Here is a 21289-nt window from a genome sequence, read left to right on the forward strand (position 1 = left end):
TGGTAACTAAACTCGATGAGCACAAGAGCTTATCTAGCTAAATCATGTTAGGCTTCAGGGTAGCCGTTCGGGTTATTCGACTGCCAGCGCCATGTATCTGCTGTCATCTCTTCCAAAGTACGCTCAGCTTTCCACTCTAGCTCTCGCATCGCTTTCGCCGGATCAGCCCAACACTCGGCAATATCACCAGGGCGACGGTCAACCAATTTATAGGGGATCTCTTTTTGGCTTGCTGCCTCAAAGGCTTTTACCATTTCTAATACACTTGAACCATTACCGGTTCCGAGATTGTAGATGTGCAGACCTTCTTTACGACCCACTCTCTTTAACGCGGCAATATGTCCGTCAGATAAGTCCATAACGTGAATATAGTCACGCACACCAGTGCCATCTTTGGTTGGGTAATCGCTACCGAAAACGGATAAGAATTCGCGACGACCCACCGCCACTTGAGATACAAAGGGCATTAGGTTATTAGGGATACCCTGTGGATCTTCACCTAGCTCGCCCGTTGGGTGCGAACCTACTGGGTTGAAGTAACGCAGAAGCGTGATGCTCCAGTCTGGGTTAGCCGCTTGGAAGTCCGTTAAACACTCTTCCACCATCAACTTACTGCGACCGTATGGGTTGGTCGCGCTGGTTGGAAAGTCTTCTGTAATTGGCACAGAGGCTGGATCACCATAAACCGTCGCCGATGAACTAAACACGATGCTATTAACACCTGCATCACGCATCGCATCAACCAGCACTAATGTACCGTTCACATTGTTATCGTAGTACTCAAGCGGTTTCGCCACTGACTCACCAACCGCTTTCAATCCCGCAAAATGAATAACCGCTTCAATTGCGTGCGTCTTCATCGTATCTACTAGCAGTGCTTTATCGCGGATGTCGCCTTGAATAAATACAGGTTTAACACCGGCCACCTTTTCAATGCGCTCTAATACGGTTGATTTGCTGTTATAAAGATTATCGAGAATAATCGGTGTCATTCCCGCCTGAATCATTTGAATACAAGTGTGACTACCAATATAGCCCATGCCACCTGTGACTAATACATTCATTAAACCTAGCCTCGAGTTGTCGTTTTTTGGTTAGGAACAAAGTGTAAACCATTGTCTAATCGATGTCTTTAGTCTGATTTAAACTGACAAAGCGACATTTGGTTTAGCTATATAGAGTTGAGAAACATTCTACTGAAGCCGTTCACCACTTGCTTTTAAAATATCAGTTTAAATCACTATGATAATGACTTGTTAAGAGGTATAAATCTAAGTAAGTGTTTGAATCAAATGCAATGCGACAAGGACTAAGCAATGGATAGCACTAGAGCACTGTTGAACTGTGATATGGGAGAGGGTTTTGGACTCTGGACAATGGGCAATGACGCTCAAGTAATGCCACATATTGATTTGGCCAATATCGCCTGTGGTTTTCACGCCTCTGATCCGCAGGTAATGGTCAACACCATACAGCTCGCGTTAGAGCATAATGTAAAAATTGGTGCCCACCCAAGTTATCCCGACCTGCAAGGTTTCGGACGACGATCAATTCCTATGTCTATAGATGAAATCGTCAATCTTATGATTTATCAGATCGGCGCACTGCAGGCGCTCGCGCACTCACAAGGCTCTTTACTGCATTACGTAAAACCTCACGGAGCTCTCTATAATGACATGATGCGCGACATGAGCATCTTTGAGGGCATTTGCGAGGCAGTCTCACAGTTTCATGTTCCCTTAATGGTACTAGCGACCCCAAACAGAGAGTCATTACTGGATATCGCTGATCAATACGATGTTCCCCTGCTCTTTGAGGCGTTTATCGATCGTGCTTATCTTGCGGATGGGTCGCTCGCCCCAAGAAGTCTTAAAGGCGCGGTCCTCGGCAATCATGATGATATTATTAATCAAGCAAAACAGATTATTCACTATCAAAAGATTCAGACGCTTGATCAGGAAACTCTGATCGTTGAAGCAGACACGCTCTGCATTCATGGCGATAATCCTTTAGCAGCAAGCATCGCCGGAGATCTGCGAAAGCTTTTGTTAAGTATGGAGTGAGCGATGAACAAGAAACAGATAGAGTTTGATTGGCACCTTGTTTCAGAAACTGCCATATTGTTTCAGTTTCAACTTGAGCCTTGTCGAGAGCTATCACAACTCATCGGTGAAGTGGCGCATGCGGTCGCTGTAGAGCTCTCTGATACGACAATGAACGTGACGCTGTCACATAATACTTTACTCATTGATTACCTTCCTTATCGCGTTAATGAAGCTTATATCGTCAGTACCGTACACAAACACTTGTCTCAGCTCAAAGAAACACCTGAACCATTTGAGACGATCGTTGTTCCTGCTTACTATTCGCCCGAGACTGGATTAGATCTGGCTATCTATGAAGAACAAGGTATGTCACTCAAAGAGGTCGAGCAATGCCATACGGAGCCGACTTATTACGTATCAGCTCTAGGATTTGCTCCCGGCTTTGCCTTTCTGGCTGGTCTGAACCAAGAGCTGATGCTTCCTCGCCTTACCACACCTCGCGTTCATGTTCCCAAAGGTAGTGTTGCGGTTGCCGATCAATTCTCTGCCGTGTATCCGAGTGATAGCCCTGGCGGTTGGAATGTCATCGCGCGTAGCCCACTCTCACTATTCAACCTCGCCTCCACTCCACATACACTATTTAGTGTCGGTGCAAGTGTGCGGTTCAAACCCATAAGTAAAAGGGCATACCTAGACTTCGCGGAACACTAGCTTTAAGTACAAGATACGCTACTGCACGAAAAAGGAAGATAAATGAGCATTAGGGTTAACAAATCTCATCAGGGCGTTTTGCTGCAAGACTTTGGTCGCTTTGGTCAGGCTCATATCGGCGTGACGACTGGAGGCCCTGCGGATACCTACGCCTATAGTTGGGCAAACAAGTTACTCAACAACCCCATCAATTCGTCCGTTATTGAAATGACACTTGGTCAAGCGAGCTTTACTGTTCAGCAATCAACGTGGTTTGCGATTTCTGGTGCAGATTTAAACGCAACTCTCGATACTCAACCACTGCAAAATTGGTCGAGTTTCTATGCAATGAAGGGACAAGTCATCAACTTTAAGCTACCCCGCAACGGGTTAAGAGGGTATTTGGCTGTCTCCGGTGGATTTGCTGCACCCGACACGTTGGGGAGTGCTTCGACCGTCGTTCGCGACAAGCTTGGTGGGTTACGCGGTAACGGAAGTTCAATAGGTACTGGTGACGAACTTGCCTTTAGGACGAAGATTTCACGATCCGACTACTCCACACAGTCCGTCTCGTTCCGCTTTGTCCCAGACTACAACCGCCCTATTCATTTGCGTATTATTCCTGGCTACCAAGTTAAGCAGTTCAGTCCTGCCGCTTTGAGTCACTTCTACCAACAAGAGTACATTGTTTCAAAAGACAGCAATAGAATGGGCTACCGCTTTGAGGGGCGCGGAATAGACGCACCAAACCAAGGAATTTTGAGTGAGGGCCTAGCCCTCGGCTCGATTCAGATCACTCCTGATGGACTGCCGATTGTGATGCTTTGTGATCATCAAACCATAGGTGGATACCCAAAGGTTGGCTGTGTATCTCAAGTTGATTTACCTAGACTAGCGCAAGCGCGACCCGGTCAAAGTGTTTATTTTCAACCGGGTGTATTAAAGGAGCTTCAAGCGGCTTGGTGCCAATGGGCTCTATTTTTTGGGTATTAATCGTTGTCGTTATTAAAGGCTAAGCCTGACTGCCAAAGTACTGCGCTAGAGAAGCGGGATATTGACGTTCGACTGCGGTTTGCATAGCCTTTTGCTCAATGTCACCCGCCTTTAAAGACAGTGTCTGCGGATGAATCTCTTCAATAGAGCGACTATTGTAGGACTCTAGATCATCGACCAATTTCCACTCGTTAACGATGGCCTTTGCGCCTTCAAGCGCGGACGAACCCTTAACAATCTCTAACCGTGCGTAACCGTCGCCAGCAAAGCTCACATCGGCTGCACGCAAGGTGTCGTCATTGCCCGGGATCTGCTGTGCACCAAACAATGGCGTACCAGCACAATTGGCTTGTGTGAAACTTGGTAAGAGCCGAGCAACAAAATCAATGGCTCCACGGGTTCTCTTTTCCATCACATCAGACTCCCAGCCTTGCTCAAGCTTGCTGGTAAGGTGATTCGGCAAACTAGGTTGTGAAGTTTCAGATGTCGAGCTGACCAAGCCCCCTTCAAACAAGGTGATGTCTTTGGTCATCCCATGCAGCTGGAACGTGTTATCTGAATAGGGTGTTAACTGAGCCATACCATTCGGCGTGCCTCGTTCACCGTGGAAGATCACTTCTGGCCATTGGTATTGGTTCTCTGTCCAACGAGTGACATAGGCAGCCTTGAACTCAACCAAACGCTCTCTCGGCTGCTGCACCATGTCGTCGATTGAACCCGTCTTGTACCCTGACGCGTTGATCAAGAAATCCGCTTCCACTGATTTTAATTCACCATCAGCATTGAATTGAATGTGCCAAGCATTATCCGACTTGTACATATCAACGACTTCACTTTCCAAACACAAGGTACAGTTTGCCATTCGCTCAAGAGACAGCATTGCTGTGGCTCCAACACGGAACACACTCCAACCAGGTTCTTGAACCGCAACTACGGGGTACTTTAGCTTGTCGAGATTGACTTTATTGGCAAAGGGAATCATCCAATCGTCAAAGCTAAGTGGCGATGCTTTTTGCTCGCAGCCCTCTAGCTCAAGAAGCTCTTGCTTAGTGTAAAGGCGATAGTAATCTGCCACCGACCCCAATACTTCGTTCCTTGGATCAACAGAAACCAAATTGTGGTAGGCACTTTTTACCTGATCGAGCCTGGGCACTAATTGGTCAGGAGAGCCTGGATCTTCCAAAGGGATCGCAATCACCGTTGGACGGTGATTGAATGTGTGAGGAAATAACCTTGCAGTCTCTATCGACTGTTCTAGAAGCTCGATACATTGCTCTGTTGATATTTCTCTGTATAAATTTCCACCAGCATGAAGATGACAGATGGGTGGTCCACTAACTAGGCTAGTGCCTTTCTCGATCAAGGTCACATCTACGCCTAGCTCAGCTAAATGCATTGCTACAGTTGCCCCTGCAACTCCACCACCAATTATCGCGACTGATTTGTCACTCATGTCATACCCTATTTTTGATCATTAGTTGCACCGCGACCGTGCATCTAAGCTACTGAAGTGACGCGATTATAGCGTCACTTTGGTGCCAAAAAAAACCATAAAAAATGCTTGACTACTTAATTATGGTTTTATGAAATTTGCGTGATGTGAGTATCTCAAATCCCGCTATGCCCGATGGCAAAACAGCTCGGTTACATTACAAGTTATTCACAGGCTAAGTTATCCAAAACTTTATCCACTGTTTTTGTGGATAACTAAGCTTTGCGCATTGGTACAAGAATCCGCCGCATTCCACCTTGCACCACGATAGCGAGTGTCACTAGGGTTAAGATTGGTAATGCAAACCAGACCCAAATATGAATCTGAGACGGCAAAGTAAAACCAAACATCATTACGCCTGCAACCACCGACTCAGCTCCAACTGTTGCAACCACACTAGCTACCAACGCCATCACCCCATACTCGATCCACAAAGTGTTTCTTAGTCGTTTGCCACTGGCTCCCAGTGTGCGGTACAGCTTCATTTCCGATTGTCGCTCCACTAGACTCAAATTCAGTAAAGTATAAATAAGCAACAAGCCTGCCACTCCGGCCAATCCCGCTAGCAAGGTAATCGCCCACACAATTTGCCCGACGAGAGATTGTATCTTCTCTCCCATGACGCGAATGTCCATCAAGCTCACTGTAGGGTGGTTACGCGACAATTGTGTAAACAGATCATCATCTTGATCACCGAGACGGAAACTGACTAAATAGGTAGATGGGATTGACGTCAACACATCCGGCGTAAATATGAAATAGAAGTTCGGCTTCATATCTCGCCATTCAACATGACGGATAGAGTTAACCGTCGCTTTGAATGTCTGCGAGTTGATAACAAACGTAAGCTCGTCTCCGATATCGATAGACAGTGCATCAGCAACCTGTTGTTCAACAGAAACCCCATTCTTGTCTGTCCATTCCCCAGACAATACTTCATTGTAATCAGGCAAGGATTCTGCCCAAGTAAAGTTGAGCTCACGCCTCACTGCATCCGTTTCAGCCCCCTCTTTTTGCAACTCTTTAGCATCTACCTCATTCACCTGAGACAAACGACCGCGAATAATCGGAAAGGCCTCAGAGCGATCGATTTGTGCTTGATCAAGCGTACCCAAATAGGTCTCTTTCTCATACTCTGCAATATTCAGTGCAAAGGCATTCGGGGCATCGGCCGGCAGGGTTCGTTGCCAATCAGAAAGTAAGTCTGTTCGTACCAGCCACAAAATCGCTAGCAACATGACAGAAAATGCCAAGCACCCAAACTGTAATCCAGTTGCCCATTTGTTGCGGTTAATTCGACTAAGTGCCAGCTTGTAAGCCGGTTTGACTGACAGGTTTTGAGCGAGCGAGACTAAAACAACACTCACTACACCCAAAAGTACAATTAAACCCAACAAGCCAAACAAGATTAACCAAACGAGCTTATTACCTGCGTAAACACTGACAAAGGGGACGATTGGAACCAAAAGCAATAGCCAGCGATAGTGCTTGGATTCTTGATTAGACTGCGCAATCACTTGGCTTGCTTTCGTATCCATCAAACGCAGCAATGGAATACCCATTGCTGGGACAGCGATCAAGGTACAAGTCAAAAATGCAGTAACAAAAGGCTTTATGCCATAGCTAGGCAACGGTGCGGGTAACAGATCGGCAAGTGAGAAGCGTAAACCATATTCAAGTAACATCCCCAAGCCACAACCCACCACAATAGCGATCGAAGCAAGCATGACCAATTGAATACCAAGCCAACGTCTCAACCATTGTTTGGTGGCACCCATACTTTTCAGCATAGACACGAGCTGCTGACGCGTACTCACATAATGTTGGCAAGTGAGTACGAGAGTCGTTGCGGCCATCAAAATCACCACTACAACCGTGAGAGACAGGAACTGTTCGGTATTAGCAAACACGTCGTTGGTTCGACTTCCTGAATCAACCGTGCGCCAGCGGTCACTGGGTGTGAGCTCTATCTGTTGCTGTAAACGCTCTAACTCGGGCTGGGGTCCATCCAGAAAAACCTTGTAGCGGACGCGACTGCCTGGCTGGATTGCTCCGGTCTCTTCTACTCCCTGTGCATGAATCAATGCAGCAGGCATCTGTTGGAATGGATTAAAGCTCAACCCAGGAAACTCAACAATTCGGCCAGAGACAACCAATTCAGTGTCACCTATAGCGAGTGTTTGCCCCTCTTTCACATCAAGCAGTGCGAACAAACGCTCGTCCAGCCATAGCTCTCCCGGCTTTACAAAACTGCTTACTCCTTGGCCTGAACTCAATGACAAATTACCTTGCAGTGGATAACTATCACTGACCGCATTGACCGAAATAAGCTGCATCTGAGTATCACTAAACGCCATGGTGGCGAAACGTGTTAAGCGAGCTGTTGTGATGTCCTCTTCACTGTTGAACAGTGTTAGCACATCGTCAGAAATAGGGTTTGATGATTCATAAACAAGATCGGCTGTCAGTGCATCCTTACCCTGTTTGATGATGACTTGCTCCAGCCTAGAGCTCAACGCCGTCAGTGCGAACACACTTGCGAAGATCAATGTCAGTGCAAGAGCGATAATCCAAAGCTGACCACTTTTTACCTCTCGCCAGCACCACAACGCAAGGCGATGTTGAATTGATTGAGAAGAGGCGTTACTCATGCGTCTCTCCTACTACTTTACCCGCCGCTAACTGTATGGTGCGATCACAACGCTCAGCCAGCGAAGGATCGTGGGTCACCATCACCAAAGTCGTACCATGCTTTTTGTTGAGTTCAAACAACAACTCTATGATTTTCTGCGCAGTGCCTTGGTCTAAATTGCCTGTAGGCTCATCGGCAAACAACACGTCCGGCTCAATCATAAATGCTCTAGCTAGTGCGACCCTTTGCTGCTCACCACCAGATAACTCATTAGGTGTATGGTGCGTTCGATGCCCCAAACCTATTTGCTCTAGCAATAGATTCGCTCTCGCCTCATCCACCTCAATACCTTTTAGCAAACAAGGTAGAGTCACGTTCTCAAGTGCTGTCATACTTGGAATAAGCAGAAAACTTTGGAAGACAAAGCCCACCGAATGGCTTCGAAGTGCGGCTCTTTGCTCTTCATCTAATCCTTCCAACGACTTACCCAACAATTCAATCGATCCCGTCGTCGGAGTATCTAAACCTGCAAGCAAACTCATTAAGGTCGACTTACCAGCGCCTGATGAGCCAATAATCGCCACCGTCTCTCCTTTATCTATTGATAGAGAAACGTCAGACAAAATTGTTAATTGCTCTTGTTTGGTTGAAACGATATGGTTGACGGAACTGGCTTTAATAACGGATGTTGTCATGATTAAACGGTTTTCCTTGTTGTTTTCACTACTGCTTTCTTTCTCGGTTTCCGCTCAAACACTGTTAGTGTTGGGGGACAGCTTAAGTGCAGGATACCAAATGTCTGCAGAAGAAGCTTGGCCTTCTCTCATCCCAATTGAGCTAGAAAAAAGAAACCAGTTTGTAACGGTTATCAATGCCAGTGTATCCGGTGATACCTCTGGCAACGGTTTGTCCAAACTGCCTGCCCTTTTACAAGAGCATCAACCGACGACAGTATTGATTGAGCTAGGTGCTAATGATGGTTTACGTGGTTTTCCACCTAATGTCTTAAAAAACAACCTAAATCAAATGATTTCATTGATCCAGTCTTCAGGGGCAAAAGCCATTGTGATGCAAATACGCGTACCGCCAAATTACGGTCAACGCTACCAACAGCTGTTTGAAAACGTCTACCCGCAAGTGAGCAATGAGACTGATACGCCATTAATACCTTTCTTCTTAGAGCAAGTAATTCTTAATGAGGAATGGATGATGTCGGACGGGCTTCACCCTAAGCCAGCCGCTCAGCCTTGGATCGCTGAGTTTATCGCCAACGAATTGGAACCTTTTTATCCACTTTAATGCCCTAGCTCAAAAAAAAGCAGGATCGACTGAGTTACAGTGAGCATGTTTACTTCGCACAACAAAGGAAGTGCTCTAAATGATAATTGAACCAATGATTCAAGGGGTGGTTGCTCGTTCTGCACACCCACTTGGCTGTGAACAGTCTATTCTCGAACAGATTGACTTCGTCAAGAAAGCCTCTCCGATCGCCACAAAAGCAAAACGAATACTGATTCTCGGAGCGTCTTCTGGCTTTGGCTTGGCAGCTCGTATCGCATTAACCTTCGGCGGTCCTGAAGCAGATACGATTGGTGTTTCTTTCGAACGAGGCCCTTCGGAAAAGGGAACTGGCACTGCCGGCTGGTTTAACAATCACTATTTTAAACAACAAGCTGAAAAAGCGGGCCGAACTGCAATTAATATTACTGGTGACGCTTTTTCTCCAGAGCTACGCTCGCAAGTTATTGAAGCGATTGAAACCTACTTTGAAGGCGAAGTTGACCTTATCATCTACAGCCTAGCAACGGGTGTCCGCCCAAACTACAGCAGTGACACTCCACAACAGTGGCGCAGCGTGATCAAACCCATCGGTCAATCGGTTGAAGGTGCCATCGTTTCGCTTGAAACTGACCAGTGGCAACCACAAACTCTTGAAGCAGCGAGTGAGCAAGAAGCCGCTGATACCATTAAAGTAATGGGTGGTGAGGATTGGGAAAGCTGGATCGATACGTTAATCAATGCTGAATCAATTGCTGACGGATGTCAGACTATCGCCTTCTCTTATGTTGGTTCTGAACTCACCCATCCTATCTATTTGGATGGCACGTTAGGCCAAGCGAAGATCGACCTTCACCAAACCAGTCATTCGCTAAACTTAAAACTTGCCAACTTTAATGGACATGCTTATGCCACGGTATGTAAAGCACTCGTCACTAAAGCGAGTGTTTTCATTCCAGCGTTTACGCCATACATCCTCGCGCTGTATAAAGTGATGAAAGAGAAAGGCACGCATGAAGGCTGTATTGAGCAAATGCACCGACTGTTTACCGAGCAATTATTCTCTCCTACCGGGACACATGTGGATGGTGAGCGCCTAATTCGTATCGACGATCTTGAACTCGACCCGCAAGTGCAAACAGAAGTCTCCCTGCTTGTGAAAGAGATGGATGAAAATAACTTTAAGCAACTGGGTGACTACGAAGGATATAAGCGAGAGTTTCTGCAACTCAATGGATTTGGCTATGAAAATATTGACTACAGTCTACCCGTTGAACTAAGCCAATACACACTAGAGAGCTAGGTATTAGCTCACTCAACGAACTCGTTAAAATGACGTCGATTCGGCGTCATTTTTTTATCGCCACTATAAGCATCAAACATCATAATTGACTCCATCACTGTCCTCAATTTCAACTGTGTCATTTATAAGACTCTGATTATTAAAAGAGAGATTTACGCCAGTATCACATTAAGAGGGTGATAAACACACTAATATAAAATCAATGGTCTGGGATTAACTGCTAGGAATCCCAAATAGGCGGCTAAGGAAAAGCTAAATGTCGAAGGTCAACACAGCGGAAGTCGTCATCCCCTCCAGTATACAAGCGAGTTGGCAGAAAATAGTTAACCTATCTGCCGAACTTATTGGCGTTCCGTCAGCCCTTATCACCCGAATCCCTAAAGAGTACATCGAGGTCATCGCCGCCAACGACAACCTCAAGCATCCCTTTAACAAACGTGACACTGGAAAGCCATGCAGTGAACTTTATTGCGAAACAGTCATCAAAACGCAGCGACCACTTTGCATTCCTAACCGCCTTGATGAGAAAAAATGGTGCGATAGCACAGATGTTGCTTTGGGCATGATCGCCTACTTTGGCCTGCCGATTAATTGGCCAAATGGTGAGCCTTTTGGAACGTTGTGCGTACTCGACACTAAAACCAATGACTTTAGCCAAAGCAGCAAAAACATACTTGAATCGTTTAAAGTCTGCATTGAATCTCATCTCGACACCTTATTTCAGCATGAGGCTCTAAAGTCGACTCATCAAGCGTTGCAATCGCGCGTCACGAATCGAGCCAAAAATATTGCCGCACTTAACTATTCGTTAAGTAAAGAGATCAGCAAACGTCAGCTTGCAGAGCAGAAAGTAGAATATCAGCAACATCACGACCTTGGTACTGGATTCCTCAATCGAAAAGCGTTAGAGACACAGCTAAGCCAATCGCTAGCTCAAACTCCTAACGGCCACCATGCCTGTAATGCCGTTATCCATATTGCGTTTAGCAATGGGCGACGACTTCAAAGTCGATTTGGATACGTAGCTTGGGATATTGCCCTGTTAGATTTTCGTCAACGCTTGGAACACCTCCTACCGAGCGATACAAATACAGCACGGCCAACATCAAGTGAGATTGTTCTGATTCTTCACAATGTTGAAGATGACCTTTTTCTTCAGCAAGTCTGTCACAGTATTTCTGACCTTTGTCTTGATGAGTTTATCATTGGTAATGAATCGGTACACCTGCATGCACACATTGGTGTTGCAACTTCATCAGAGAGCCTAGACGCCCCCCAACTGCTGACCTTTGCTTCTGAGGCTGCACTCTCGAGCAGAGACTCTGGACACAAGTACAGTTTCTATCAAAGCTCCGACTCAGACATCGTATGTAACCTAAACAAACAAGAGAGTTATCTACTGCAAGCCGTGAGAAACGATGATCTGCTGCTCTACTTTCAACCTAAAGTCGATCCTGACTCGCACCGTTGGGTTGGTGCCGAAGCGCTACTTCGCTGGAAGCATCCAGTGCTCGGTGATATCTCCAACGAAGGACTGATTAAACTGGCTGAACAAAATGGATTGATCTTCGAGTTGGGTAATTTCGTCCTCCGCACCGCTATTGAAAAGGCGGCACAATGGAACAAATTAGTGAGCCATTTTTCTGTTGCCATCAATGTATCCTCAGTGCAATTAAGAAACCCTTACTTCGCTCGGCAAGTTCAAGAGCTACTTGAAATGTGTCACGTTCCTCCGGAATGCATAGAGCTTGAAATCACCGAAGGTGGACTGATTTCAGATGAGGTACTTGCCTTCGAGACTCTACACAAACTCAAGCAACTAGGCATCACCTTATCGCTAGATGATTTTGGCACCGGCTATGCCTCGTTTAGTTACCTAAAAAAATACCCTTTTGATGCCATTAAGATCGATAAAAGCTTCCTAAATCAGATAGAGGAAAGCGCACAAGATAAAGAGATCGTACGTTCCATCATACATGTAGCAAAAAAGCTTGCTCTCAAAGTGACCGTCGAAGGCGTTGAGACACAACAGCATGAGGATTTTTTGGTTAGCGAGGGGGGCGACGTCGGCCAGGGTTATTTCTATGGCAGACCAATGCCCTATGACCAGTTTGAGCTGCACTTGCTAAAGCAGAGCCCACAAAGGCTCAATCCTAGACAAATAGAGCTGTGACCCTTTACTCAAGTCGCGGTGGTTCCTATAATCGCGCCACTATTTATAAAGCGAATATTCAGTTATGGACCACTTAACGGCAACACTTAAGAAAATTGAGCGTCAGAACTACCGTGCGTATCAACAAATCAAAGGCGAGTACGACTTTAAAGACTTCACGCTACACATTGACCACGTACAAGGTGATTCTCACGCTTCAGCCTCAAGAGTGCGTGCTATTCGCCCTTGGTCAGTGACAGGCCTTGAAGATCTGCGCGAAGCTTCTGCGAGCTATCAAGTGGCTGCGAGGGACTTCATTGCTCGCCAATTCGCTTTTTATGCCAAACAAGAGAATGACATCGATATTGCCCTAACAGGTCAGACCGTGTTGGATTCAACGGCGGTGTTGTTTACCGAAGAAGGCATTGAGATTCGTTTTCGTGTGAACCTACCTGCGGAAGGTCGAACCATTCTCGGTAAGCGTGCGATAAACATGCTGACGTTCCACCTACCTAAGTTTATTCGCAAGTCCACGCTTGAGCGCGAACTGGATATGGAAAAACTGCACCAGCACTGCCAAGTAATCGAAGACCAAGATGCTATTCGTAGGCAACTTAAAGACAAAGGGCTGATTGCGTTTGTGGCGAACGGCAGCATTCTCCCTCGCTTTGCGGGCAATAGCGATCTACCAATGCGCGATGCGGTTGATTTTGTAGCTCCAGAGTCGCTACAAGTCACGCTAAACGCGCCTCACAAAGGGCAAGTGACTGGTCTTGGTATTCCAAAAGGCATCACGTTGATTGTTGGTGGTGGCTTCCATGGTAAATCAACACTGCTTAACGCAGTCGAACGCTCTATCTATAACCATATTCCAGGCGATGGCCGTGAATATGTCGTGACCGATCGCGATGCGGTTAAGATTAAGGCGGAAGATGGTCGCTGCGTTCATAACTTAAACCTATCGAACTACATCAATCATCTACCTATGGGTAAAGACACGGCGAACTTCTCTACTCAAGATGCTTCTGGCTCTACTTCTCAAGCAGCGTGGCTTCAAGAGTCTATCGAAGCAGGCGCATCTGCAATGCTGATTGATGAAGATACCTCTGCAACTAACTTCCTCATTCGTGACGAGCGAATGCAGGCACTCGTTAGCAAGGGCGATGAGCCGATCACTCCTTTAGTAGACCGAATTGGACAGCTGAGTGAATCACTGGATATCTCATCGATCATCGTCATGGGTGGCTCCGGCGACTACCTTGATGTCGCAGATACCGTGATTCAAATGCACGATTACCAAGCACAAGACCTGACGCAAAAAGCGCAAGAAGTGATCGTGCAACACCCAACTCAGCGTGTGAATGAGAGCGAGTCTGAGCTGGCTACATTTAAACCTCGTAGCTGCAGTCGTCTAGCACTACAGAAAACCCTGGCAGACGGTAAATACCGTATTACCGCCAAGGGCACGGATACACTGCGTTTTGGTAAAGAGTTTATTGATATCCAAGCACTTGAACAGCTTGAATCTGGCAGTGAAGTGAACGCCATTGGTTGGCTTATGATGCAAATCGCACAACTACCAGGTTGGTCAAATGTGCCAGCCAAAGAGATGGCGGATGCACTGCAGGGTGATTGGTACAAGACCATGCCTGTGCAGGGTGACATTGCTAAACCGCGTGTCGTTGATGCTATGGCAACGCTAAACCGTCTACGTAAAGCGCAATTCAAAGGTTAACCCAAACCTAGTTCAAGTTAAAAGCGGCTTTACCTATCATATACTCGGTATCAGCCGCTTTTATTATGCGCGCAACACATTCCAAGCTTCGCACAGTACACGGAACGTCTCTGCATCCCCAGACGCTCTATCTGGGTGCCACTTTAGAGCCAACACTCGCCAGCGTTTTCTGATCGCCTGTGAATCGGCATCAGCGTCAAGATCAAACAGTTGCAAAGCATGCTGCCTACCCTCAATCGTTGTCTCTTTGGCCTTACCAATAAATCGAGAATAACGCTGCCAAAACTCATTCAGCAGACGCTTCACCTCCCCCTCTTCCGCCTCATAATGGGACCAATCCATATAGTAATCGCGTAAAGGATCATTCAAATCGATACAGCATTCACAGCTCACATACGTCAGTTGTATATCCATTGCTTGAACCTGCAACCATCTCTCCGGGTATAGCAGCGCTTGAAGCTGATACAGTGCGTTCATCATCAAATAATTACGCTTAAAAAGGTCTTTTTCACTGCATTCATCTAATGTGGGGACTAAGCCCTGCTGCTGGAGCTCTCCTGCTAGGGTATGTACTTTCCAATTATCGGGTTGGCGCTTGAGCACTTCATAAATCGGCCAAACCAAGGGGTTCTCCATTTCGGAACCACCATGTATTACTGCATCGTTTGTCAAAGTGACTCTCTTACAAAATTAACCGTGTCTACTGGTAAGTATAGGAATAATCGAGATATGATCATCTAACTTATTGGTCTGATTATCAATAATAGATAAGAGCGGTATACCGAGATGGTAGGCAACGATAAAAATGACTAGGATTTTGCCGCGGGGTCATCAAAGGGATATGGAGCGACTTAGAAAGACGCCTTCATGGGTAAACTAATCTCGTTCACAATATGGCTATTCACCACCTTGCGTTTGTTCACCAAGCCAGGTCAAATAAGGGTTAAAGCCTTCCACAAACGGAACCATAACAATCTGGGGAACATCGTAGGGATGAACTCGTTGAATCTCTTGTTCCACCTTTGGGTAGAGGCAAAGGCGAGTTTTAATCACCAAAAGTGATTCTTTATCGTTACAGATTTTGCCCTGCCAAACATAGTGGCTGTCGATAGGGAGCACCTGGATGCAACCCGCGAGTTGTTGGTTTAACAAACTATCGATAATTACCTGCTCGTCACCGGGTTCAACAGTGGTGAGCACCATGCCATACTCACTACTCATCTCTATATCTCCACATCGGTCACTTGAACGCCTTGCTCTCCAAGCTTTGTCGCGAGACTCACGGCGAAGTCACCGCTACTTAGTGACGATTCACACGAAATATCGGAAATCAAACAGCCTTGCTCGGTTTGGGTAACCAAACCTGCCCCAATGGGTGCGCCATCAGCAAAGGCGAGATAAAGCTCACAGGGTTCGGAATAGATAATTTGAGATAAGAATTCCAGAATCAAATCTTGGTCATCTTGAGATGGCCACAATTTCGCTTGAAGTAAAGAAAACATTACTGTCAAACGGTGAAAATCGACAAGATAGATTGAATCGGCAGGCAATGAAGCTTCACCCGCAACCTCATCAATCGACAGAACTTGAGAGGTGTTGTATCGACTAAAATACAGCTCTCGGCCTTTGAGACTCTCTTTGGTGGGATACTCCACTTCAACTTGATTATGCAACCAATCATTTTTCGCGATGACTATCGCTGGAAGGGTGTCCATGCTATCGATGGTCCTTGTATTGTACTGATTGAGTTCAAGCATACGCATCTAAACGCCGTGCCTCAAGGCAATTTGGTGTAAACCCAATAAAACTTGGGCTACACTGATGAAAAACAGGTAACGGAACGTAACATGATGAAAAATTTACCAGTTATCGGCCTATCAAACACCGTTGCATCCGTTTATTGAGCGCTAAAGCATATAAGGACAAATAATGAAAAAACGACTTCTAGCAACAGGCCTAGCAACGCTACTCGCCGGTTGTGGTGGCGACAACGTTGGCGACGTTTCATTGGGCATTTTTACCCTCAAGGATATCAAAATCAGCTCACTTCAAGATGAGGTAGTCACGGGTGTCACCTGTCACATCGCCTCTATCGAAGCCAATCTTAGCCTATCGGACCCAAGTGACAGTTCTATCTCGTGTCGACAAACCGGTGATATTACGCCAGAGATGATTGCAAAAATTGATAAGAGCTCATCAGGTGAAGTCGTATTTAAGAAATCCAAGAGTATCTTCTTCAAAACCATGAAGGTACGCCGCATTTACGATCCGAAAAATCAAACACTACTTTACCTCTCTTACACGACAAAAGAGACGGAAGGCAGCTTCAAGCACAGCTTATCTACCGTGCCGTTATGGGGCACACAAGCGTACGGCGCCGTGACCGAAGAAACGAAATAGCGCGCTTGCACAGGTGATCATGACAAACTTACCTGTGCAACTTTCAAACGAAGAAGTTTAAATCGGCTAAACTTAAATCAAAATCGCGTGAATACACTGCAACTTTTGCAACGTGCTCAAATATTTTGTGATAGTATTCACAACCCGTTTTCTACTACCTCCTGTATTATGAAATTTCCAGGCCAACGCAAATCAAAGCACTACTTCCCTACGCAAGCTCGTGATCCACTCATGAATCAAATGCATGATGACAAAGAGAAGCTGCACCGCCCTACGATTGTCGGTGTTGGGCAAACCATCGTAGATATTGAAGCGCAAGTGGATGATGCCTTCCTTGAAAGATACAACCTGAGTAAAGGTCACTCATTAGTTGTCGAACAGCATGTAGCTGACGCTCTATACAAGGAGCTAGTAGATCGTGAATTAATTACTCACCAATTCCCAGGTGACACCATTGGTAACACCCTTCACAACTACTCAGTGCTCGCTGATAGCAAATCTGTGCTGCTCGGTGTCATGTCGAAGAACATTGAGGTGGGCTCTTACGCATACCGTTACCTTTGCCGCACATCATCGCGCATGAACCTAAATCATCTACAAACAGTAGATGGCCCGATTGGTCGTTGTTACACCCTCATCACCTCTTGTGGTGAGCGAACGTTCGCCATCAGTGAAGGTCACATGAACCAGCTAGAGCCTGAAAGTGTTCCAGAAAGCGTGTTTGAAAAAGCCTCTGCGCTAGTGGTGTCCTCCTACTTGATGCGCGGTAAAACAGGCGACCCAATGCCAAAAGCCGTTGCTCGCGCAGTAGAACATGCGAAAAAACATAACGTTCCTGTTGTTCTTACGCTTGGGACTAAGTATGTTATCGAGGGTAACGAAGAGTTCTGGCAAAACTACATCCGTGACAATGTCACCATTCTTGCGATGAATGAGGAAGAAGGTGAAGCACTGACGGGTGAAAAAGATCCACTGCTCGCCGCTGACAAAGCATTAGATTGGGTTGATTTGGTGTTGTGCACAGCCGGTCCAATTGGTCTTTACATGGCGGGTTACACTGACGAAGAGCACAAGCGCGAAACCGATCACCCGCTACTACCGGGTAAAATTGCTGAGTTCAACAAGTTTGAATTTAGCCGTGCGATGCGTAAGTCAGATTGTAAACAACCAGTGAAAACCTATTCTCATATCGGCCCTTATTTAGGCGGCCCGTTAGAGATTAAAAATACTAATGGTGCGGGTGACGCGGCTTTATCGGCACTTCTGCATGATATGGCGGCAAACTTATACCATCTCAATAACGTGCCGAACTCTTCGAAACATGAAGCACCGTTTTTGACCTACTCTTCGCTGTCACAGATTTGTAAATACGCAAACCGTGTAAGCTACGAAGTGCTCAAGCAGCACTCTCCACGCTTAACTCGTAGCCTTCCAGAGCGTGAGGACAGCTTAGAAGAAGCTTACTGGGATCGTTAAGTATGAAAACTAAATTTCAATACCCGATTGGTGTCGCAGGACAACCTTGGGGTGAAGAAGAGAAAAAAGCTTGGCTCGATAGCCGCAAAGTTCACCGTCTTTATCAAGAAGAAGTTGTGCCAAAGATCCACGCTTTGGCTGACCGCTTTGAGGTGTGCCAATATGGCGCGCTGAGTTATGATGAAACCCGCTTTCCACTGCTTTGCCTAAAGAGCAAACAGTGGGATGAAAGCAAGTCGATTGTTGTGGTGACGGGTGGCGTGCATGGTTACGAAACCAGTGGCGTGCATGGTGCACTGCTGTTTGCTGAACAATTTGCCCCTCAATATGAAACCGCGTTTAACTTCATCATTGCACCTTGCGTGAGCCCATGGGGCTATGAAGTGATCAACCGCTGGAACCCTAAAGCCGTCGACCCGAACCGTTCGTTCTATGAAAACTCGCCTGCGGAAGAGTCTGCAGCACTACGTGAACTCGTGAAAGACCTCGATGTATTGGCGCATTTTGATCTTCATGAGACCACAGATTCAGATGAAACTGAATTCCGCCCTGCTCTAGCTGCTCGTGACGGTAAAGAGTACATCGAGGGTATGATTCCTGATGGCTTCTACACGGTGGGTGATACTGAAAATCCACAACCTGATTTCCAAAAGGCGATCATCGATTCGGTTCGCAAAGTGACACATATCGCTCCAGCTGATGATAAAAATCAAATCATTGGTGCCGATGTGGTTCAAGAAGGTGTGATTCTATACCCGATGGTTGAACTCGGCTTGTGTGGCGGTGTCACTAACTGCCAGTTCGGTACAACGACTGAAGTTTATCCTGACAGTGAGAAGGTGACAGATGACGAATGTAACCGCGCTCAAGTGGCTGCCATCGTGGGTGGGTTAGACTATCTAATCAATCGATAGCCTCGCTACAGTTTAACACTGATTTACTAAGCCCAAGTGACTGATGTTGCTCGGGCTTTGTTGTATCTGAGTCTCAATAAAGCGACTGGAAGAGGTTTCTTCTAAATCCAAATATTCAACTACACACATAGAGGTATGATAGTAGCACCAAGTCGTTGAGTTTTAAGGATGAACATAAGGTGATATCACAAAAAGAAATTCAATATTGCAGCGCGTGTGATACTCAAACAACACACACGGTTGTTTTAGTCCGCGAAGAACCAAAGGAATCAAAACTGAAAGACTTTGTTTACGGCATGATCAAAAGTAGTTTTATCGGAGGCTTTTACAGCGCCATGGACGACTTTTCCCGCCACAGTGTTTGTGAACAGTGTGGCAAGAAAACCCTTAACGATAATCTTACTTAGTTATTTTGTTACGCTAGAGAAGACGATTTTTGTACTGCTCTGGCGTTTGTCCAGAGTATTTCTTAAACATACTAATAAACGGGCTGGCTTGGTTATAGCCTAAGGTCAAAGCCACTTCTTTTACTGAATGTCCTTTGCGCAGTAGCTCCATCGAATAGAGATAGCGAACTCGTAATCGCCACTCAGTAAAGCTCATTCCCAGCTCTGTCTGACAGTGACGAGCCAAGGTTCGCTCAGTCGTGTGTACCTTCTCTGCCCATTGAGACAAAGAAGTATCATCCGTTGGGTTTTCTTCTACATGAGCTAATATCTTGGCGAGAAATTTATGGTCCGTGCTAGGAAGGAAGTGATGCTCGACATCGCTGGCAGCAAGTTGATCAAGCAATACTTGAACGAGTCGCTGATCTTGTTCTGACTCAGCAATGTTAATATTACGCTGACGAAAGTCTTCGATAATGGCAGACACAATCGGAGTGACTTTCAGTAGACTGGTTTGCTCTGGCAGTACACTGGCTAGGTCCGGAGAAATATTCAGCGAGCAATATTCCAGTGGCTTTCGGTTATAGCTGCAATGACGCACACCGGCAGGCACCCAGATCGCCAAATGCGGTGGCGCTAAGAAACGCGTATCTTCTGCATCCATCTCGAGAATGCCACCACTAATCAGCTGAATTTGCCCCCAAGGGTGTGAGTGAACGCGAGTTTCCGTATTTGATAGAAAGGCTTCAAAGTTCATGAAGACATCAGACGGAGCCTCATCAATAGCCAATGATGGATGAAGGTTTCTTGCGTTCTTTTTCATTTCTGTCCTTGATTGTCGTCCCGACACAGTGCAATTGCTAATTAGTGCAGTGGCTAATTCAAGAAAGATACCCTTAATCACCGAAGATAGTAAGCAGTTTCCTGTTTATGCTGCCTAAGTGATTATTTTGAACCCGAACTACTCAGCTACCGTAGCAGCTGCGCGCTTTTTATTTCGATTCATACGGACCGCGACACCAACAAAAGCCGCACACATAAGCGCTAGGCTCGACATTAAGAAGTATTTGGTTAGCACCTCCTGATATTCAGCAATAATTGGTCGTTGCATCACCCAACTTCCCACCAGCAAAAGAGTCAAAATCCACGTCAGTGAACTGGTAAAGCTGATAACTGTAGTACGCAAAATGCTGAGTTTCGACACTCCCATCAGCATTGGCGTCACCACGCGAACAAACGGAATAAAACGTGAAACGAAAAGAGAGAGGAATCCATAGCGCTCGAGTAGCTGACTTGCCCTAGGCAAAGTATCATCTGGCAAGGTTGACTCAACCTTGGTCATAAAGCGCGTATCACTTAACCAGCGACCTTGTAGATAAGCGATAACGCTCCCTGTCCCCGCTGCTAGAGAAAGCACCACAAGCGCCATATTGAAATCTATCGCGCCAATGCCAACCAAGCCCCCAACAAACAGGACAAGCCCATCCCCTGGTAAAGGAAGGAACACAAAGCTCGACTCTAGAAACAAGATTAACCCAAGTAACAACACCAAGGCATGTAACGAATCAAATTCCAATAATGTATCGAAATCTTGGACTAAGATGGCCGTTAACATATCTAGCACGATATTTCTCCTAATGGCTTCGCGAGTGAGCGTGGAGATCAACAGGGTTGACAGTGACTGCTCTGAGGGCGGATTTTAAACTTTGGTTATCATAGTGAAAAAAGCTATTGAGTACGTACCCTATTTTGTAACGAGCTGTGATTAATAGTGAACAAGGCTTACAAGGCGA

At 46.1% G+C, this 21289-nt stretch carries 20 protein-coding genes; 11 read left to right on the forward strand and 9 right to left on the reverse strand.

Annotation, left to right across the window (positions count from 1 at the left end; translation table 11 throughout):
- Nucleotides 1–47: 47 nt before the first annotated feature.
- Nucleotides 48–1064, reverse strand: coding sequence for a UDP-glucose 4-epimerase GalE (gene galE / locus GT360_RS17215; RefSeq protein ID WP_164650189.1), 1017 nt, complete (start codon nt 1062–1064; stop codon nt 48–50).
- 252 nt (nt 1065–1316) lie between these two features.
- Between galE and GT360_RS17220 the strand changes: the two genes are divergently transcribed.
- Genes GT360_RS17220 through GT360_RS17230 form a run of 3 tightly spaced genes read left to right on the forward strand, consistent with a single transcriptional unit; the run spans nt 1317 to nt 3728 of the window.
- The gene (locus tag GT360_RS17220; protein WP_164650190.1) at nt 1317–2063 is read left to right on the forward strand and encodes a 5-oxoprolinase subunit PxpA; all 747 of its coding nucleotides are present in this window, start codon (nt 1317–1319) and stop codon (nt 2061–2063) included.
- 3 nt (nt 2064–2066) lie between these two features.
- Nucleotides 2067–2756 carry a 5-oxoprolinase subunit B family protein gene (locus tag GT360_RS17225; RefSeq protein WP_164650191.1) on the forward strand — a complete coding sequence of 230 codons (690 nt, stop codon included), beginning with the start codon at nt 2067–2069 and terminating at the stop codon, nt 2754–2756.
- Between the two features lie 42 nt (nt 2757–2798).
- Entirely contained in the window at nt 2799–3728 is a 930-nt protein-coding gene (locus tag GT360_RS17230) for a 5-oxoprolinase subunit C family protein (RefSeq protein WP_164650192.1), read from the forward strand.
- A gap of 19 nt (nt 3729–3747) precedes the next feature.
- Here GT360_RS17230 and GT360_RS17235 read toward each other — a convergent pair whose 3' ends face one another.
- From GT360_RS17235 to GT360_RS17245, 3 genes are all read right to left on the reverse strand, one after another.
- Nucleotides 3748–5181, reverse strand: coding sequence for an FAD-dependent oxidoreductase (locus tag GT360_RS17235; protein ID WP_164650193.1), 1434 nt, complete (start codon nt 5179–5181; stop codon nt 3748–3750).
- 254 nt (nt 5182–5435) lie between these two features.
- The gene (locus GT360_RS17240) at nt 5436–7871 is read right to left on the reverse strand and encodes an ABC transporter permease (RefSeq protein ID WP_164650194.1); all 2436 of its coding nucleotides are present in this window, start codon (nt 7869–7871) and stop codon (nt 5436–5438) included.
- Nucleotides 7864–8547: an ABC transporter ATP-binding protein gene (locus tag GT360_RS17245; protein ID WP_164650195.1), complete on the reverse strand. Its 684-nt coding sequence runs from the start codon at nt 8545–8547 to the stop codon at nt 7864–7866. The genes GT360_RS17240 and GT360_RS17245 overlap by 8 nt, the downstream gene beginning before the upstream one ends.
- Between GT360_RS17245 and GT360_RS17250 the strand changes: the two genes are divergently transcribed.
- The 4 genes from GT360_RS17250 (at nt 8546) to GT360_RS17265 (ending at nt 14320) form a co-directional block, all read left to right on the forward strand.
- Nucleotides 8546–9151 carry an arylesterase gene (locus tag GT360_RS17250; RefSeq protein WP_164650196.1) on the forward strand — a complete coding sequence of 202 codons (606 nt, stop codon included), beginning with the start codon at nt 8546–8548 and terminating at the stop codon, nt 9149–9151. The genes GT360_RS17245 and GT360_RS17250 overlap by 2 nt on opposite strands.
- 79 nt (nt 9152–9230) lie before the next feature.
- Nucleotides 9231–10433 carry an enoyl-ACP reductase FabV gene (fabV, locus tag GT360_RS17255; protein WP_164650197.1) on the forward strand — a complete coding sequence of 401 codons (1203 nt, stop codon included), beginning with the start codon at nt 9231–9233 and terminating at the stop codon, nt 10431–10433.
- A 256-nt stretch (nt 10434–10689) separates the two neighbouring features.
- Nucleotides 10690–12606 (forward strand): sensor domain-containing phosphodiesterase, encoded by a 1917-nt coding sequence (locus GT360_RS17260; protein ID WP_164650198.1) that lies wholly within the window; start codon nt 10690–10692, stop codon nt 12604–12606.
- Nucleotides 12607–12670: 64 nt separating this feature from the next.
- Nucleotides 12671–14320: an ABC-ATPase domain-containing protein gene (locus tag GT360_RS17265; protein ID WP_164650199.1), complete on the forward strand. Its 1650-nt coding sequence runs from the start codon at nt 12671–12673 to the stop codon at nt 14318–14320.
- Between the two features lie 63 nt (nt 14321–14383).
- Here GT360_RS17265 and GT360_RS17270 read toward each other — a convergent pair whose 3' ends face one another.
- From GT360_RS17270 to GT360_RS17280, 3 genes are all read right to left on the reverse strand, one after another.
- Entirely contained in the window at nt 14384–14956 is a 573-nt protein-coding gene (locus tag GT360_RS17270; RefSeq protein ID WP_164650200.1) for a DNA-J related domain-containing protein, read from the reverse strand.
- A gap of 261 nt (nt 14957–15217) precedes the next feature.
- Nucleotides 15218–15541, reverse strand: a complete 324-nt coding sequence (gene cutA, locus GT360_RS17275) for a divalent-cation tolerance protein CutA (protein ID WP_164650201.1) — start codon at nt 15539–15541, stop codon at nt 15218–15220.
- 2 nt (nt 15542–15543) lie between these two features.
- A complete protein-coding gene (locus GT360_RS17280) occupies nt 15544–16083 on the reverse strand; it encodes a flavodoxin (RefSeq protein ID WP_239502685.1) in 540 nt (179 codons plus the stop codon).
- A 166-nt stretch (nt 16084–16249) separates the two neighbouring features.
- On the opposite strand from GT360_RS17280, the gene GT360_RS17285 reads away from it, so the two are divergent.
- The 4 genes from GT360_RS17285 to GT360_RS17300 all read left to right on the forward strand — a co-directional run bounded on the left by GT360_RS17285 (nt 16250) and on the right by GT360_RS17300 (nt 19517).
- Nucleotides 16250–16720 (forward strand): CreA family protein, encoded by a 471-nt coding sequence (locus GT360_RS17285; protein ID WP_164650202.1) that lies wholly within the window; start codon nt 16250–16252, stop codon nt 16718–16720.
- A 168-nt stretch (nt 16721–16888) separates the two neighbouring features.
- The gene (locus GT360_RS17290) at nt 16889–18196 is read left to right on the forward strand and encodes an inosine/guanosine kinase (RefSeq protein ID WP_164650203.1); all 1308 of its coding nucleotides are present in this window, start codon (nt 16889–16891) and stop codon (nt 18194–18196) included.
- Between the two features lie 2 nt (nt 18197–18198).
- On the forward strand, nt 18199–19110 hold the full coding sequence (locus GT360_RS17295; protein WP_164650204.1) for a M14 family metallopeptidase: 912 nt from the start codon (nt 18199–18201) through the stop codon (nt 19108–19110).
- A gap of 179 nt (nt 19111–19289) precedes the next feature.
- Nucleotides 19290–19517 (forward strand): hypothetical protein, encoded by a 228-nt coding sequence (locus tag GT360_RS17300; protein ID WP_164650205.1) that lies wholly within the window; start codon nt 19290–19292, stop codon nt 19515–19517.
- A 13-nt stretch (nt 19518–19530) separates the two neighbouring features.
- Here GT360_RS17300 and GT360_RS17305 read toward each other — a convergent pair whose 3' ends face one another.
- Both GT360_RS17305 and GT360_RS17310 read right to left on the reverse strand, forming a co-directional pair.
- Nucleotides 19531–20319 carry an AraC family transcriptional regulator gene (locus GT360_RS17305; RefSeq protein ID WP_164650206.1) on the reverse strand — a complete coding sequence of 263 codons (789 nt, stop codon included), beginning with the start codon at nt 20317–20319 and terminating at the stop codon, nt 19531–19533.
- Nucleotides 20320–20457: 138 nt separating this feature from the next.
- A complete protein-coding gene (locus GT360_RS17310; RefSeq protein ID WP_338062547.1) occupies nt 20458–21111 on the reverse strand; it encodes a DedA family protein in 654 nt (217 codons plus the stop codon).
- Nucleotides 21112–21289 lie beyond the last annotated feature (178 nt).

The sequence above is a fragment of the Vibrio astriarenae genome, from assembly GCF_010587385.1.
GTDB lineage: Bacteria > Pseudomonadota > Gammaproteobacteria > Enterobacterales > Vibrionaceae > Vibrio > Vibrio astriarenae.